Here is a 16,969-nt window from a genome sequence, read left to right on the forward strand (position 1 = left end):
CAAAAAGCCAAGAATTGTCTGTTTATATTAAATAAGCAAGCCAATATCTGCCTTTGTTTGTCTAGCCCTGCACCTGTCGCCCGATTATACTAGGTCACTTTTTTAACTCAGAACTGCCTCCACATGTCAGGGCTGTACGCGCCTCTGACCTGTGTCGGTTCGCTAACCTAAGTCATCAGATAACAATGAACAGCAATGCAATTCCTCAAGCCATCAATACTTTTCAAGGATTGATTTTGGCCTTACAAAATTATTGGGCACAGCAAGGCTGTGTCGTGTTACAACCCTACGATATGGAAATGGGTGCAGGTACTTTTCATACCGCTACTTTTTTGCGCGCTTTAGGCCCAGAAACATGGAACGCCGCCTATGTGCAGCCGTCACGTCGTCCTGCTGATGGTCGTTATGGTGAAAACCCCAACCGCTTGCAACACTATTATCAATTTCAAGTGGTGTTAAAACCCAATCCAGATAATATTCAAGAGTTATATTTAAATTCTTTGCGTCATATTGGCATTGACCCCACCGTACATGATATTCGTTTTGTCGAAGACAACTGGGAGTCTCCGACCTTAGGTGCATGGGGCTTAGGTTGGGAAGTGTGGTTAAACGGTATGGAAGTCACCCAATTTACCTACTTTCAACAAGTGGGTGGCGTAGAGTGTTATCCTGTGACGGGCGAAATTACCTATGGTTTAGAACGTCTAGCGATGTATTTGCAAGGTGTGGATTCTGTTTATGACTTAACATGGACAGATGGCCAATTTGGTAAAGTGACCTATGGTGATGTGTTTCATCAAAATGAAGTTGAACAATCCACCTTTAACTTTGAACATGCCAATGTCGAAAAACTATTTGATTTATTCGATTTTTACGAAAGTGAAGCCAACCGTTTAATGGCTTTACCACAACCCTTACCGTTGCCTGCTTATGAAATGGTGATTAAAGCCTCTCATAGCTTTAACTTATTAGATGCGCGTCGTGCGATTTCGGTCACTGAGCGTCAGCGTTATATTTTGCGTGTCCGTCAATTAGCACGTGCGGTAGCACAAAGTTATGTGCAAGCGCGTGCTCGTTTAGGCTTTCCAATGGCTAGCCCAGAATTACGTGATGAAGTCTTGGCAAAATTGGCAGCGGAGAGCAAATAATGACCACTTTACCTTTTTTAGTTGAATTAGGCTGTGAAGAATTACCACCAAAATCCTTAAAAACTTTAGCAGAAAGTTTTTTAGCAGGCATTGAAGCAGGCTTAAAACAAGCGGGTTTAAGTTATGACCATGCACGTTATTATGCTGCACCACGTCGTTTAGCAGTGAGCGTGCAACATTTAGCCTTGCAACAACCCGACCGCACCGTGCATGTCGATGGCCCACCTGTGAAAGCAGCGTTTGATGCCAATGGCAATCCGACACAAGCGGCTGTCGGTTTTGCCAAAAAGAATGGTGTTGATATTGCTGACATCGACCGTAGCGGCGAAAAATTACGGGTCAGCAAGCATATTCAAGGTGAAACAGCCGTTGCTTTGTTGCCACACATTGTGCAGCAAGCCTTAGATAATTTACCGATTGCCAAACGTATGCGTTGGGGTGCGTCTAAAGTGGAGTTTGTTCGTCCAACCCAATGGTTGGTGATGTTGTTGGGTGACAAGGTTGTGCCAACGACTATTTTAAGTCAACAAGCTGACCGTATTACTCGTGGTCATCGGTTTATGGCACAAGATGAACGTTTAGCGCTTCATTACACCAATTATCCAGCCAGCTTAGAGCATAGCTACGAAACCCAATTAGAAATGGCTTACGTTGTGCCTGATTTTGCCAAACGCCAACAGATGATTATTGCGGCGGTAGAAAAGTTAGCGGCTGAGCAGGGCGGCAAAGCCTTAATGCCTGCGGCGTTATTGGATGAAGTCACCGCCTTGGTGGAATATCCAGTGCCGTTGGTGTGTCGTTTTGAAGAACGCTTTTTGCACGTTCCACAAGAAGCCTTGATTTCAACCATGCAAGATAACCAAAAGTATTTTTGTTTGGTCGATAACAACGGCAAATTATTGCCTCGTTTTATTACTGTTGCTAATGTCAAAAGCACTAATGCCAAGTTTATTGTTGAAGGCAACGAAAAAGTGGTGCGCCCACGTTTAACCGATGCCGAATTCTTCTTTAAACAAGACAAAAAAGTAACACTTGAAAGTCGTAATGAACGCTTAAAAACCGTGGTTTTCCAAGCTCAATTAGGCACAGTGTACGAAAAAGCCGAACGTATTAGCGAGTTGGCCGCATTTATTGCCGCCCAAATTGGCGGTGATGTGGCATTGGCACAACGTGCAGGCATTTTAGCGAAGTGTGATTTAGCCACCGAAATGGTTGGCGAGTTTCCTGAGTTACAAGGTATTGCAGGTTATTATTATGCCCAAAACGATGGTGAAGCCAACGATGTCGCTTTGGCGTTAAATGAGCAATACTTACCTAAATTTGCAGGTGATGTTTTACCTAGCACCAAAACAGGTTTAGCGGTTGCCATTGCTGACAAACTCGATACCTTAGTGGGTATCTTTGGCATCAATCAACCACCAACAGGCAGCAAAGACCCGTTTGGTTTACGTCGTGCGGCGATTGGTTTGTTACGCATTATTATCGAAAAAGAATTAGCCTTAGATATTAATGTCTTGAGTCAACAAGCGGTCAATGCCTATGGCAGCAAACTCAGCAATGCGAATACCGTCAATGAGGTATTTGAGTTCTTATTAGGTCGTTATCGTGCTATGTACGAAGAACAAGGCATTACCGTTGATGTCATTCAAGCGGTACAAACGCTCAAGCCCGCTCAACCTTTAGATTTTGACCGTCGTATTAAAGCGGTAGCGAACTTCCGCAACTTAGCCGAAGCTGAAGCTTTAGCGGCTGCTAATAAACGTGTGGCCAATATTTTAAGCAAAGATGGCGTGACGGTGACGGGTGGTGTGGATAATAGTTTGTTAAGCGAAGTGGCTGAACAAGCCTTAGCCGCCAAAGTGGCTAGCTTACAAACACAATTAGCCCCATTATTTGCCGCAGGTGATTACACACCAGCGTTATCTGCTTTGGCGGCCTTACGTGCACCCATTGACCAGTTTTTTGATTCGGTGATGGTGAATGCAGAAGATGCAGCCATTCGTCAAAATCGCTTAAATTTATTGGCGAGTTTGCGTGAATTATTCTTAAAAACAGCGGATATTTCGCAGTTGCAGTAAAAAAAGGGCAGATTTTTCTGCCCTTTTTTAATTATAGCTAGTTTGCCGATATTTACTGGGTAAACAACCCATTTTACGCTTAAATGACCGAGAAAAAACAAACTCTGAGCTAAAGCCAACTTTTTCTGCAAGTAAGCCAATAGAAATATTGGAGTTTTTGAGTGCTGAAGCTGCTAAACTGATACGATAACTCGAAATATATTCCATAACACCTTGCCCTAACATAGCCGAAAACTTTGCTGATAGTGCTGAACGAGATAGGCCAATTTCTTGAGCAAGTAATTCAACAGTCCATTTGCGTGATGGCGTACGATGAATAACAAATAGTGTCTTAGCAATATAAGGGTCTTTAAAACCATTCAGCCATACATTAGAATCTAAATGATATTCGGTAAAATAAGCTCTGAGCATATTAAGAAAGAATAAATCAAAGATTCTATTAATAATAAGTTGATGACCAAAATTATTGTCAGATGTAATTTCTGTAAGAAAAAAATCAAAACCGATATTTAACCATTTAGTTTTTTCTGATTGATTAGATTTTACTTGTAGAAAATTAGGTATAATATCCATTAATATTTGGCATGTACTCATTTTAAAGGTAAAAGCGCCACATAACAGAATTGTTTTTGTTTCTTCTCCAAAAGAAATAACACGCGCTTTAGTTTGATGTGTATCATTAACTAAATCTAGAAAGTTTGGGGTTTTTAGCGTATCAATTTTTGCTATGCTGTCTTTTGTTGATAATATATGTTCTATAGGGCGAGGTAAAATAACAGCATCGCCTTTTGACATATTAATAGTCTGTTGTTTGGTAAAGATATTAATGTGCCCTTCTAACACATAATAAAAACAGCAAGTTAAGCTATTTTTTTTGACATAAAAATCATTAGGTATTTTAATAAATTTATAATAAATAATATCCATATTAAAGTCACTAAGGATACTACTAAAACAATCAGTTTCGGGATATTCTTTAAGTGAATCTAACATAGATTATTCTCTTTATTTTAAAATAGCCAATAGGAAGAGAACATCCCTGTTATTTTTACTATCCCTTAAATAAGCGCGAGAAGATATTACTACTCGGTTTATTATCTAATGTTGCTGATGCAATCATTTGTTCAGTCGTTGGTAATTGTACGACAGGTTGGGTAATAATTTGACTCTCCGATATGATGGGTTGGGATATAGGCGTAGGTTGAGTTAAAGCAATCATATTATCGGTGAGTTCAAGCAATAATTTTTCTGCACCATCACCAGACATAGTATAGGGGTTAAAAATATTACCAGCAGAATATTTTAAAAAAAGTAATTTATTTTCTGTTTTTGCTGCTGCGAATCCCATAGACCAACTTGACCATTGGCGATGCTGAATTTCCTCAAACTTTAACACCGCTAAGTTATGATGCCGCTCATCCAAATTTAACTTATTATAGAGTCTGTTTACCTCTTCTCGATCACCTTCTAAAGCCTGTAAAAAATAATTCCCATTAAATGCCAACATGCCTGTTAAGCCTTTTTGTGAGTTAAGACGATTGGCAGCATCCAAAATTTTTCTAAACTCATCTTTCTCTATTTTTTCGTGAGCAGTACTCACATAAATAAGACGTACAAGCATAATGTGTTCTCCAAGTGATATTTAGTTATTAAGGACGTATTGTATTTGGGCTAAATGTATCAACGATTCATTTTTTTTATGAATGATTGCTGATTGATAGTCGGGTAGTATTTTGAGTAAACCTTCTATAGTGTCAATTTTTTCTAATTCAATTAAAATGTCAAAAGCAGACTCTGGAAAATTGTCTGCAACAAAATCACTCATCAAACGAATACATTCTTTGAGTTTTTCGGCTTGAAAAGTGATATTTTTTATATCAAAACTTAAGTAATTAATATTTGTAGATTGTTGAGATTCAACAATATTATTATTTGTAGTTTTCAGTTCTGGGCTAACTATATTCTTACTATCTGGGCAATATTCTATTAATCCCATTTCTGCTAATTCTATGAGCATTTGCTCGGTATTGCCAAAACTAGATTTTAGCATTGATAAATAGATATGCTTAGGAGTTTTATTATCTATAGCCATTAATAAAACGCGATGTTTTCGTGAAAGTTGATTATTAAAGTTGCTAGGATTTTTAATAAATCCAGTACCTTTTTCAGTTCTTAATATGACTTCAGACATAATTATCCCCTTGTGATATTTGATGCTGACGATTTGACGATTTTTCTTTTTTAATTGAAGCTTTGTTGTTTTATTTTATTGTAGTTAATTAGACAAAAAATCCTTAAAAATTGACGATTTGTACAAAAAGTAGTGCATAAGTTTGACGTGATGAAGACCTTATAGCCATTGATACGCAAAGATTACATAGACTTACCACGTTGCTTTTACACACTACCGTACAGAAATGTACGATACAAAATGAGGATGTTTTATAAGTAAGGAAAGTCTATGGTCTGTCTAAAGTAAGATATGGTGATGTGTTGTTTATGAAGTCATTTTTTAACCCTCCCAAGGATTAATCATCACTACACCTGTAGCAACAAAATCTTTAACGTTGCGTGTAACTAGTGTTAAGGCAGTGGCTGCAATTAAGGCATCACGTTCAGCGCGTTGGTCTGGAATGTGTAATCGAGCGCAAGCTAAAGCGATTGAGGTATCAATAGCAATAATTCTACCGTTAAAAGAAGGTAATACTTGTTGTTCAAACCAATGTCTCAGCATTTTACCTTGCTGAATATCATGTCTAGATTTTTGTAAAATACCTATTTCTAACTCCATTATCGTGATTGAAGAAATATAAAGTTGACTAATAATTAATTGCTTAGACCAATGGGCAAAATGAATATCCGCTTTACCTGTATTTACTTTGCGTAACTCAGAAATAACATGAATATCAAGTAATAACATTAATCTAAATCCACCGTTTTTAACGTCATCAAGGTTTTGCTTGGCTCAAACGCTATATCGGCTTCTAAGGCTAATAAATCAGTAATTTTAGGCTGTTGGGTAAGCATGTGTTGATAATCATCGTAACTTAATAAAACGTGGGTCGGTTTGCCTCGCTCCGTAATCACGACGGGTGAACTCAGACTGGATTTTTTGGCACGACCGAGGTCTTGATTAAATTCTCGACTACTGATTATTAACATAATTGCACCCTGCTAATGTAGCAATGTTGCCACATTAGCATGGTTAAAGATTAGGGTAGTGCATAAAAACATATATTTATAAAACTTATATGTTTCTTGCTATTACGCCTCTCGTCTAAAGTTAATTTAGTACAAGCGTGTTAATACGCTCTGACACTCAGTTGTATCTGTCATTGTATGAAGCGGATATCCGATTAACGTATATCAAATTGGATATAAAGCACCAAAGTCTATACCTTAGGGTCTGCTGACATTTTGCGTGTGAGCCGCGTTGGTGATAAAAATGGACTCAGGCAAGGCACAAAACGGAGTTAATAGTCGTTCTATTGGCAAGTTTTGTCACGCAGAATGAGTCAATTTTTAACGCAACCCAAAGGGAAAGAACTATTTTTTGAGGCTACGTTGTTGTTCAACGTTTATTTGGAATAACCAAATCACGTGATTCACGCCGCGTATCCTCTAAACAATAGTCTCATTCGCAACCACAATCAAAACGTCAACAGCCCCTAGTCGTTAAGTAGTGAAGTGACTTTGGTGGCTGACGTGAGTTCGATTTTTACGAAATTACCCAAGATGATGGCCTTCGTGCATCAACCCATCTTATGCTACTTTTAATTAAGCACTGCCTTGTAAAATCAATTCGGCCACGCCTTGAGGGTCTTTCCACATCGGGACGTGTCCCCAACCTTGAGGCTCTAACCAACGAAAATGTTTGGGTAATTCTTGTGTTTGGCGGCAATCTTTGGTTAATAACCAGTCATGTGTACCAAACGCGATGGTAACGGGACATTGAATATCTTGGCCATTGACAAAACGTGTGGTATGAGCAAAGGTTTGTTCAAACCCTTCGGCAGTCACAAAATCCATCGTTAGTGCCAAAGCTGTCTCGGCAGGAATGTGCCGACCGCCTATCGATAACGGTACGGCCATCATTAATTCGCGTAATAAGCCAATTTTTAGACTGTGTTTGGTTAATGAAGGAAATAAATGTGCCATCCGCCGTAAACCAAAAAATACATATTTGGCGTGTAAAGGGCGTGTTTGCCATAGACCCGCAGGCGAAATAGCCACCACCGAACGCGCCAAGCCTAAACGTGCGGCCTCTAAAGCTATCCAGCCACCCATTGAATTACCAGCAATATCGACAGGTTCGTTAATGGCTAATTCTTTTAATACGTTGCCAAGTTGTATGGCCAAATTAACCATGGTGGGTGCTGTACCATTTGCCAATAGAGGACTACGGCCAAAACCTGCTACATCAAAGGCAATGACACGACGATGCGCTGCCAATACGTCCATGACAGGTTGCCATGCTTGATGCGACATACCAATACCATGCAACAACACTAAGGGGCGGCCTTGGCCTTTTTCAACAAAATACCACATTATTTCACCTCATTTAGGGCTAAAGGTTTGGACGTTTTTGCTGTATTTAAGCTCACGCCAATCAACACAAAAACTGTACCTAGGATATGCACCACGGTTAAATTTTGCCCTAACATGACACTCATTAAGGCTGTATAAATTGGTACTAGGTTCATAAAAATAGATACGGTATTTGCCCCGACACTACGCACCGCATCATTCCACCAAATATAAGCTAAGCCTGAGCCAAACAAACCCATTAAGCCAATGGCAGCCACCGCAGAAAAGGGAACAGCGCGTAATAAATCGCCTTGACTAGATTGGGCATAAACACTCAATAAAATACTACTCATGGTCACAGTGGCAACTGTGACTTGTAAGGAGTCTAAATTCTTAATAAATCGTTTAGGGATAGTTGAATATAACGCCCAACAAACAGCAGCCAATAACACCAATAAATCACCTTTTTGCATAGCAAAGGCACTTAAATTGGCTAAATTGCCCTGAGTAATAACAATCACTACCCCAGCTAAACCAAACAACAATCCTAACATTTGTCGAAAGCTAAAAGACTCCCCAAACAACACGCCAAACAGACTAATAATGACAGGACATAACGCCATAATTAATGCGCCATTCATAGCAGAGGTGTGTTGCAAGCCATGAAATAAGGCCAAATTAAAGCCCCCAATACCCACAATGGCCATGATAAGTAACGGGATAAAATGTTGTTTTATACCTTTTATATCAATGCCTTGAGTGGATTTGACCAATGGAATAACCACCATTGCGCCCAACAGAAAACGCCATGCACTCACCGATTCTGCCGATAAAAAACGAACTGCATATTGACCTAAATAAAACATCGCTGCCCAAAAAAAAGAGGTCAAACCTAATTTTAGCCACAGGCTTTTTGACAGCATGATGATATTCCAAAGGGTGACGATGGATGGATTGTATATTTTTCTGATTATCGAAAAATATAGTAGTATTTAGGAAATAATTTTCTATTTTTGGAAAATAAGATGGACTGGAATAATCTAAAATATTTTTTGGCGGTGGCTCGATTAGGCGGTCTCACACCTGCTGCTCATAGTTTAACCACCAGTCCGTCAACGGTGTCTCGTCATATTGATGCGATGGAAGCGACATTGGGGGTGCGCTTGTTTTTGCGTAGTCAGCGCGGTTATTTATTAACCGATGCAGGGTCAATGTTGTTAGAGCGTGTCAGCGAAGTTGAACGTTCGATGCAAGCGGTGGAGCGGCAAAGTGATGCCTTACAACAACTCACAGGCGTGGTTAAATTAACCACCGTTGAGTCTATCGCCCATTTTTTGTTAGTGCCAAACTTACATCTGTTTGCCGCACGTTATCCACAACTACAAGTAGAATTATTGGTAAATAGAAATTTGGCCAATTTAGCGCGTAGAGAAGCGGATTTGGCCTTGCGTATTTTTAATCCTGCTCAAGATGAACACGAGCCTGACCATATTGTGCAATATGTGGCTAGTTTTTATTTTGAACTGTATTGTACGCCGCAATCCTTAGCTGCCGTGGGTAATGATTGGCAAAAACTGGCGCATGTGTCATGGGATGGCGCATGGTTTAGACTACCAATGGTCAATTGGTTACAGGCGTTATTTGGCCAACAACCGCCATTATTACGCAGTAATACTATGCAAACGCATTATCAAGCGGCGTGTAGTGGTATGGTGGCGGCATTATTACCCAATTTTATCGGGGATGCTGATAGTCGATTAGTCAAAGCAACGACTATTGATATAGATACTCGGCAAGAGCTATGGTTATCTTATCATCGCGACTTAAAAGCCAGTTCTAGGGTCATGGCCATGCGTGATTTTATCATCGAGGTATGTCAGCAAGTCTTGTAGTTGTTTTATAGGCAGTCATCGTTTTTAAAAAGTCTAATCATGCAAAATACCAATATAAAGAGTAAGGCTTTATGTGGAAAGCACTGGTATTTTCGAGCGGTTTTGCATACCATCCCAAGCCTTAATCCACCTAGAGCGCATAACATTTTATGGAAAATAAAACTGCACGTTTGACGATTTTGGTAGACCCCGTCAAAAAAGAAGCCTTTGAAAAACTCTGTTTGGCGCAAGATTTGACGCCTTCGCAGGTAGTCCGCCAGTTGATTCGGGAGTATTTAGAAAAACACGGTGTGAAATATGCCACACAAGCCAAATTAGCACGGCCTGATGATGCTAAATATGATGAGGGAAATGATGACTAAGGTGTTGAATAATCAATAGCTAAATGCACCAAGATATCCCCTGAGCAGGGAGGACTTAGTGGCAAATTAACAGCGGTGCAGGCTGTTAATCAGCGCCAAACTAAGCCCTAAAGCAAACAATTAAGAAAAATCTAAGGACTTTTCAAAGACTTTCAGTTCGTGACGAGCCATTGCCAAATTAGAGCGTTTACGGTCTAGCACCACATAAATAAATAAATTTTTGTTAGACTCTAAGGGGCGAATTAAGTGATAGGCTTTGCCTAAACTAATCAAAATATCTTCAATGTCGTCATTTAGGCCTAACGCACTGGCCACGCGACGTTTAGAGCGTACCACTTCGGCATTACCTGCCGCAGCGAGGTCTAAATCAATCCCGCCGCCACCTGCTTTAGCCATCGCTAGACCACTGTCAGAATCTACTAAAGCACCTGCCACAAAACCATCAATAGATGACAAAGGGTCAATAGAGAATTTAGCCATAATATTATCCTCAATTATTAGATTTACAAAATCCGACCATAATACCTTGTTTGTTTGAGTGTATATAGTCAATTTTCTTTCTTAAACAAGACCTTAGCTTTGGTTTATTTGTTTGTTGTCTATACAAATAGTTCAAAAACTAGGTCTAACCACCTTCAAGTGTTTAGCACTCAATCCGCTAACACCTGAAATTCAGACATGACTTGAGCCTAAGCTCATGCCGATGCAAAAGCCAAAATAATCACCTGTTCGTGATGTCGTTGATTGTTAATGCGTTGTTAAGAACGCTGTCGGCCACCAAGCGCTAGGGGAAGTATCACGCGTGTGATAGACAAATAATCTGTATGGTGTGTGTACGGTTTCATGGCGACAATCCTTCGTTAGATGTTCTTTTTGTCGGTGTTCTATTATTTCATCATCATTATTAAGGCAACATTAAATGCTACTAAAATAATCTTTAATGTATTTTTTGTTAGACTATGAATAACATTTTATTATCATAATATGTGTATAAGTATTTGTAATAAAATGTGTTTGGCCAACTGCTTCACAAAATACTAAACAATAAGGCTTGACGACCACTTAGGCACACGGTAGGGATAAAGACCATATTTTAATACTTAAAAGGGCTTAAGAGAGATGATGGAAACCTTGGCAACCAAAGGATTGCACCGCGCATTGTTGGCGATTATTCTGATTATTCTGTTTGTTTTAGCCTATCAAGTCCTTGCCATATTTATGATTCCTGTGGCGTGGGCAGGGATTTTGGCCTATGTCACATGGCCAGCTTATGCACGCTTACAACGACGTTTTCCGTATCATCCAAATACAGTGGCAGGACTGATGAGCTTTGCCCTGACGTTATTGATTGTTGTACCGCTCTTAGTCGCTATTTTTACCTTGCGTCACGAGGCAGCACTGGTTTATGACCTTATTGCGAGCAAAATAGGGCAAGGCTCATTTCAGCTACCCACATGGTTAAAAACATGGCCGTTTGCGAAAGAGTTACAAGCCTTTTTAGATAATCTTTTAGCTAACCCAGAGTCGTTCAAAGCGCAAATACAAATTTGGTTTCAAAAAGGCTTTGGTGCCGCCGCACAAGTGGCAGGCAGCATTGGTAAAAATGTGGCTAAGTTGATGATGGTGTTGTTTATTTTGTTCTTTTTTTATCGTGACGGTGAAAAAATCGTTGCCCAAGTACAACGCGCTTTGCAGGTCTTAATTGGTGAACGTGTACACCGTTATATTCAGGCGATTGGCGACACAACACGGGCTGTTGTGTATGGCATTGTATTAACAGCGTTGGCACAAGGTTTTTTGGCGGGTGTGGGTTATGCCGTTGCGGGTTTAGAGAGTCCTGTTTTTTTAGCCGCTTTAACGGCCATGATTGCGATGATTCCCTTTGGAACTCCCTTTGCGTGGGGAAGTATTGCCTTATGGTTGATGATGAGTGGTCAGCATGTTGCGGGTATTGGTTTGGCTTTATGGGGTGCATTGGTTGTGAGTTCTATTGATAATGTCATTCGACCATTAGTGATTTCCAGTGCGACGCAAATTCCTTTTTTGTTGGTGATGTTTGGGGTTTTGGGCGGATTAAGTGCGTTTGGTATGGTAGGTTTGTTTTTGGGGCCCGTGATTTTGGCCATTTTGCTGGCTATTTGGCAACAATGGTTGGATGATAAACCAACGGCTGAAGACTAAACCTTATGTGTCCGCAACTTCAATCAACAGCGCAATAAAACTTCGGCTAAAAACGATAAATACATATTGGCCTTCGCCTGTATAAATGTTATTACATACGCCATAGCCGCTGTACATCTGGCACTTGCATTGGTCATGGCCGCGTGGAGCTTAGACGAATAAAGATATTGCTGCTGTCTGGGTATGATAAGTTGCTAATCATGCGGATAATCAGCAAGTATTGGCCATACATACCCTAATACATGACTTGATATTCGCACCTAAAAAACAGAGTAATTACTCTAAAAAAATAATGATAATTCATTGAAAACAAAACAAAAATTAGAGCTTTTGCACCAGTTGTTTCTGACGAATATTCTCGTTAAACTGCTGCAAAATTGCTCAGTTTAGGAGCCAACATGAAAAAACGTATTTGGGGTTTAGCAGCGATTTCGACCATTGGGGTTGCGTCGGTCGTTGTGCATTTTGCAACCCTTCCACCACCACCTCCACCTATTCCGCCCGTACCAGAGAATATTCCCATTCCTACCGTACCTGCGTTGACACCTTATGACATGCCAACGGGCAGCGTACCTGTCTCGAATGAGCCATACCGCTCAACGAATCGTAGTGTCTCTTTATCCGATTTAGCTGAGCGTAAGTTAACAACGGGGGTTTACCAAGGCACACCCTATTGGAAAAAACGCGAACAATGGTTCAAAGACCATTTCTATGACACCTTAGCTGCACGTAAAGTCTGGGATGCAGGCACATCGCCCGATACCCACAAACGCGGAGGGCCTGTGACGTGGACATATCAACCCATTCCACAGTACATTCCGCCTAGCTGTGATAAGCCACAACCCACAGGTTATGATGCCGAAAGCTGCCGTTATATTATGGGCTTATTTACTGACGTTGCTGACCCTGCAAAAGCACAAGCAATGCGTGACCAAGTGCGTCGTGGCCGTGATGTGTGGTTCAAAGGCACGTTTGGTAACCAAGATGAAAACATGTTGCTGCAATCGCGCGTGGTTGGCAAAGAAAATATGTATTATCCGTGGTTAGATACCCGTACACGTTCACAACGCTTTACCAAATGGGGCTTAATTAATGACCCCGATTGTGTACAGGGCGATGCCTCCACCAATTGGTATGACAAATGCCAAGACCCACATTCGTCGGGCGTTTTAGGTTATCGTAAATATTATGCTGACCCTATCAAAGATGGTGCGGGCAAAGTCGTTTATGACCCGCAAACAGCACCTTATTCTGAGACAGAAATCAAAGAAAATAAGCGTTATGTGATTGGCCACCCTTGTGTGCAATGTCACGTTGGTTTTGACCCTACCAATCCACCTGATAATCCTAATCAACCTAAATGGGAAAACTTAAGCGCAACCATTGGCAATCAGCATATTCGTCAACCGATGGCCTTCTTCCAAGGCGCACCTAGTAATCATTTAGCTAACCAAGCGGTATTGGCGGGTCGTTTAGGGACTATCGACACCTCGTTGGTGGCTTCTGATTGGCAACATAATCCAGGCACACAAAACAATATTATGGACTTCCATAATAAGCGTTTATTTGAGCATGTCATGCGTGACCCTGTGACAGGTGAAGTCAAAAAAGCCATGACCCGTCATGTCTTAAAAGGTGGCGAGGATTCTGTGGGTGAGCATCTGGCTCTCATTCGTGTGTATGTGAATATTGGGATGTGTACCGAAGAATGCTGGACACCTAATTTCCCCTATCCAGGTCAATTTTTTGGTCGTGGAACCAAACAAAGCCCGATGCGCATTATGCAATGTGCGAATCAGTGTGACGCATGGAATTATGCCGATAGCAAAATGGATGACCTTGCCGCTTTCTTAATTACAGGCGGGCCCACTTATTTGATGGCGGCGCGTGATAAGGATAATACGTTGGGTAAACAATACATTGACCTCAAAGTAGTGCCGCGTGGACACGATGTCTTTGCTCAAGAGTGCGCCAGTTGTCATAGCTCTAAATTTGCACCTGCGAATATTCGTGCCGACAAAAATGCCTTAGCCAAGTTTTATGAAGGCCATGTGTTTGGTAAAGAAGACTATTGGCAGCATGAGTTTAGTGATGCTAAACGCCTAGACCCCAATTTTATCAGTAAATATTTAGCCAAAGATGGTAGTGGGGTGTTACGTCCTAAGCAGTTTGCCGAAAAAGGCGTGTTTGGCCAAGATTGGTTGGGTAATGACGAGCGTACGCCGTTTAATATTGTCGGTACGAATATGTGCCGTGCCTTGCATGATAACCACAACAAAGGCCATATTTGGGAAGAGTTTGCGTCGGAAACCTATCAAAACTCACCATCACCGGGCAGTGTCAAACAAGTGTTTAACCGTGTCTTGCCTTTAATTGGTGGTCTAAGTTTGGGTGAGCGTAAAATTGAGGGTGGGGCAGGGTATTTGCGTAATATCTCCTTATTATCGGTATGGGCAACTGCGCCTTTCTTACATAATAATGCGATTGGTGAAGTCACCTTCTTGCCTGATGGCTCGCCCGACTATACGCTCAGTGGCCGTATCAAACAATTTGAAATGGCGTATGAAGAGTTGATGACCTCGGACAATCCAAACGTGACGCCACACCGTCCAGAAAAAATCACTACCTTTACCGAAGACGTAAAAACCAGTGGTCGAGAAGATGCGCAAGGCCCACAGCTGATTACCTTCAAAAAAGGGACACCTGTGGCTCATGCCTTGTCCTCAAACCCACACAGTCCGTTATTTATGAAGTGTGATGATTTGGTTGAAAACAAAGGCCATCAGTTTGGTGTCGATTTATCTCCCGAAGATAAATATGCCTTACGAGAGTTCTTAAAGTTGATGTAAATAAGTGCCTCGTCCTGTAGGGTCTGGGTGAGTAAATCAAGCTCACCCAGATTCTTCTCTACATGAAGGGGAGAGGATGTTTTTTATTTAGAGCCACTATGAAAAAAATAATACTTGGCATCGCCTGTTTGCTCGGTCTGGCAATCATAACGGCACTGACCCTGTTGAATACCCCAAGTACGCCACCCATTAGTGATTTAGCCAAACAAACGCCAGTTAAACAGCTCAGTCTATCAAGCCAATTAATTCCCGACACTGACCTGCCGCCTGACGGTACGCGCTCTTTATTTGACCATCTGATGGCTCAAAATAATGGCTTGCCCTATCCCTTTAGCCAACTGATTCAATTACTCAAACAGCAACATCCCGAAGGGCTAGAACCTATTAGTTTATTGATTCCCCATGGCCGCTCCTTATTAAAAGGCCAAGCTGATGATGCACATCCGCGTATAGTGGTTGCGGCAGATTTTGACGGCCATAACGCGCCCGCAGGGTTGGGCTTAACGACGCGTGGACAATTATTTTTGGGCTTTGTTGAAAATGCTAATGAAATTGAAGTATTGAGTTATAACGAAAAAGCAGGACGTTTTGAATTTCAATTAGTGCAAAATTATTGTGAAGGCTGTGTGCCAAGAATTGTTTATGCGCGACGTGCGATTTGTACCACTTGCCATCAAGGAGGAACACCGATTTTTTCGCAACGGCCTTGGAATGAAACGAATGGCCAACAAAGTACAGCCGCTGCGATTGCCGTTGCACGCAAGAGTCAACAAGCCTATCAGTCTGTTGCTTTACAGCAACCCTTAGCCCATTCTGAACGCTTTGACCAACTGACCGATATTGGTAATTTTTATCAGGTAACACAACGGTTATGGTTAGATGGCTGTGGTGCAGACGGTAGTCAATGTCGTCGGCAAATGTTAAGGCTTGCACTCCAATATGCCGATAATGCGGGCGGCTTTGATGCCAACAGTACCGATGCACAGACCTTAAAACAATTACAGGCCAAACACTTTCCAAAAGACGGTATTCCCGTACCTGAGTCTGACCTGTTAAACCGTGACCCTATTGGCGACAAACAAGGCATCAAAGGTTGGTTACGCTCTTTAGTAACCCGCGATATTCAATTTGGCGAAGGTGCAAAAGATAACGAAGATTTAAGCGCCTTTGAAAAGCTACCCCCCTTACGCAAAGAGCTAGACCCACTGACGCTGCGCACACCCAAACAAGTTTTAACGGCACAAGACATAGACGGTGTGTATGGTTTAGCCAGCTTTTTTAGTCAAGCGGATATCACTACCTTATTACAGGCCAATGGTGGCCATTTAGCGCCCTTATTGGTCAAAATTTCGCAGTTGCCAGACACCGTATTTGCCGCCAAACCATTTTCACGCGTGGCGATGATGCAAGTATTGCTGGCAAAAAACCGCGATTATTGTTGTCTCAATACCACAGAAATGTCGCCGCCTGTGGTGTCGGGTGTACCGCCATTGGTGATTAAACATAAACCTGAGTTACAAGCCTTTGCCGACTATTGTTTTGCTTGTCATCGGGGCAATCCTGCGCAACGTCTGAATTTTATGGCAGGGGCAACCGAAGAAGACGTATTAGCCAACATTCAAGCGAAAAAAGAAATTCGTGATGCCTTAGATTGGGCGAGATATGAAGGCAGCGATAAAGCCAGTAAATTGATGCCGCCGCGAGATTCCATACAGTATCACAAGTTAAAACAAGCTGATGAAAAAACGCGCCAACAAATGCGTGATACCGTACCCAGTTTATTTGATTTTTAGAACCACGCCTCCCGCTTAAATTAGGGGGAGGTTGGGAAGGGGTTGACCTCACCCCGACCCTCTCCTTACTCAGGAAAGGGAGATGCTACCCCTCCCTAAGCCTCCCTTATATGGAGGCAGAGGATTTTTGGTTGAGATG

At 41.5% G+C, this 16,969-nt stretch carries 15 protein-coding genes; 7 read left to right on the forward strand and 8 right to left on the reverse strand.

What is annotated here, in order from left to right; translation table 11 throughout:
• Positions 1 to 185: 185 nt before the first annotated feature.
• The gene (glyQ, locus tag C8N29_RS01885; protein WP_107864320.1) at positions 186 to 1,148 is read left to right on the forward strand and encodes a glycine--tRNA ligase subunit alpha; all 963 of its coding nucleotides are present in this window, start codon (positions 186 to 188) and stop codon (positions 1,146 to 1,148) included.
• Positions 1,148 to 3,226: a glycine--tRNA ligase subunit beta gene (glyS, locus tag C8N29_RS01890; protein ID WP_107864321.1), complete on the forward strand. Its 2,079-nt coding sequence runs from the start codon at positions 1,148 to 1,150 to the stop codon at positions 3,224 to 3,226. The genes glyQ and glyS overlap by 1 nt, the downstream gene beginning before the upstream one ends.
• Before the next feature lie 27 nt (positions 3,227 to 3,253).
• Here the strand turns inward: glyS and C8N29_RS01895 are convergent, their stop codons facing one another.
• The 7 genes from C8N29_RS01895 to C8N29_RS01925 all read right to left on the reverse strand — a co-directional run bounded on the left by C8N29_RS01895 (position 3,254) and on the right by C8N29_RS01925 (position 8,676).
• Positions 3,254 to 4,219 (reverse strand): AraC family transcriptional regulator, encoded by a 966-nt coding sequence (locus C8N29_RS01895; RefSeq protein ID WP_107864322.1) that lies wholly within the window; start codon positions 4,217 to 4,219, stop codon positions 3,254 to 3,256.
• A gap of 58 nt (positions 4,220 to 4,277) precedes the next feature.
• On the reverse strand, positions 4,278 to 4,847 hold the full coding sequence (locus C8N29_RS01900) for a BLUF domain-containing protein (RefSeq protein WP_107864323.1): 570 nt from the start codon (positions 4,845 to 4,847) through the stop codon (positions 4,278 to 4,280).
• Positions 4,848 to 4,868: 21 nt separating this feature from the next.
• The gene (locus tag C8N29_RS01905; RefSeq protein WP_107864324.1) at positions 4,869 to 5,417 is read right to left on the reverse strand and encodes a hypothetical protein; all 549 of its coding nucleotides are present in this window, start codon (positions 5,415 to 5,417) and stop codon (positions 4,869 to 4,871) included.
• Positions 5,418 to 5,738: 321 nt separating this feature from the next.
• A complete protein-coding gene (locus tag C8N29_RS01910; RefSeq protein WP_107864325.1) occupies positions 5,739 to 6,146 on the reverse strand; it encodes a type II toxin-antitoxin system VapC family toxin in 408 nt (135 codons plus the stop codon).
• Positions 6,146 to 6,388, reverse strand: a complete 243-nt coding sequence (locus C8N29_RS01915; protein ID WP_107864326.1) for a type II toxin-antitoxin system Phd/YefM family antitoxin — start codon at positions 6,386 to 6,388, stop codon at positions 6,146 to 6,148. The genes C8N29_RS01910 and C8N29_RS01915 overlap by 1 nt, the downstream gene beginning before the upstream one ends.
• 615 nt (positions 6,389 to 7,003) lie before the next feature.
• On the reverse strand, positions 7,004 to 7,774 hold the full coding sequence (locus C8N29_RS01920; RefSeq protein WP_107864327.1) for an alpha/beta fold hydrolase: 771 nt from the start codon (positions 7,772 to 7,774) through the stop codon (positions 7,004 to 7,006).
• Complete coding sequence (locus C8N29_RS01925) at positions 7,774 to 8,676, reverse strand: DMT family transporter (RefSeq protein WP_107864328.1); 903 nt, start codon at positions 8,674 to 8,676, stop codon at positions 7,774 to 7,776. Before C8N29_RS01925 ends, C8N29_RS01920 begins: the two co-directional genes overlap by 1 nt.
• Before the next feature lie 102 nt (positions 8,677 to 8,778).
• Here C8N29_RS01925 and C8N29_RS01930 point away from each other — a divergent pair, with 102 nt between their 5' ends.
• Positions 8,779 to 9,645 carry a LysR family transcriptional regulator gene (locus C8N29_RS01930; protein WP_107864329.1) on the forward strand — a complete coding sequence of 289 codons (867 nt, stop codon included), beginning with the start codon at positions 8,779 to 8,781 and terminating at the stop codon, positions 9,643 to 9,645.
• Between the two features lie 149 nt (positions 9,646 to 9,794).
• A complete protein-coding gene (locus C8N29_RS01935) occupies positions 9,795 to 10,007 on the forward strand; it encodes a ribbon-helix-helix protein, CopG family (RefSeq protein ID WP_107864330.1) in 213 nt (70 codons plus the stop codon).
• Between the two features lie 120 nt (positions 10,008 to 10,127).
• Here C8N29_RS01935 and C8N29_RS01940 read toward each other — a convergent pair whose 3' ends face one another.
• Positions 10,128 to 10,487 carry a roadblock/LC7 domain-containing protein gene (locus C8N29_RS01940; protein ID WP_107864331.1) on the reverse strand — a complete coding sequence of 120 codons (360 nt, stop codon included), beginning with the start codon at positions 10,485 to 10,487 and terminating at the stop codon, positions 10,128 to 10,130.
• A gap of 639 nt (positions 10,488 to 11,126) precedes the next feature.
• Between C8N29_RS01940 and C8N29_RS01945 the strand changes: the two genes are divergently transcribed.
• The 3 genes from C8N29_RS01945 to C8N29_RS01955 all read left to right on the forward strand — a co-directional run bounded on the left by C8N29_RS01945 (position 11,127) and on the right by C8N29_RS01955 (position 16,830).
• On the forward strand, positions 11,127 to 12,188 hold the full coding sequence (locus tag C8N29_RS01945; RefSeq protein WP_107864332.1) for an AI-2E family transporter: 1,062 nt from the start codon (positions 11,127 to 11,129) through the stop codon (positions 12,186 to 12,188).
• A gap of 398 nt (positions 12,189 to 12,586) precedes the next feature.
• Positions 12,587 to 15,037 (forward strand): hypothetical protein, encoded by a 2,451-nt coding sequence (locus C8N29_RS01950; protein ID WP_107864333.1) that lies wholly within the window; start codon positions 12,587 to 12,589, stop codon positions 15,035 to 15,037.
• Between the two features lie 98 nt (positions 15,038 to 15,135).
• Entirely contained in the window at positions 15,136 to 16,830 is a 1,695-nt protein-coding gene (locus tag C8N29_RS01955) for a hypothetical protein (protein ID WP_107864334.1), read from the forward strand.
• Positions 16,831 to 16,969 lie beyond the last annotated feature (139 nt).

It is taken from the genome of Agitococcus lubricus, from assembly GCF_003051055.1.
GTDB lineage: Bacteria > Pseudomonadota > Gammaproteobacteria > Pseudomonadales > Moraxellaceae > Agitococcus > Agitococcus lubricus.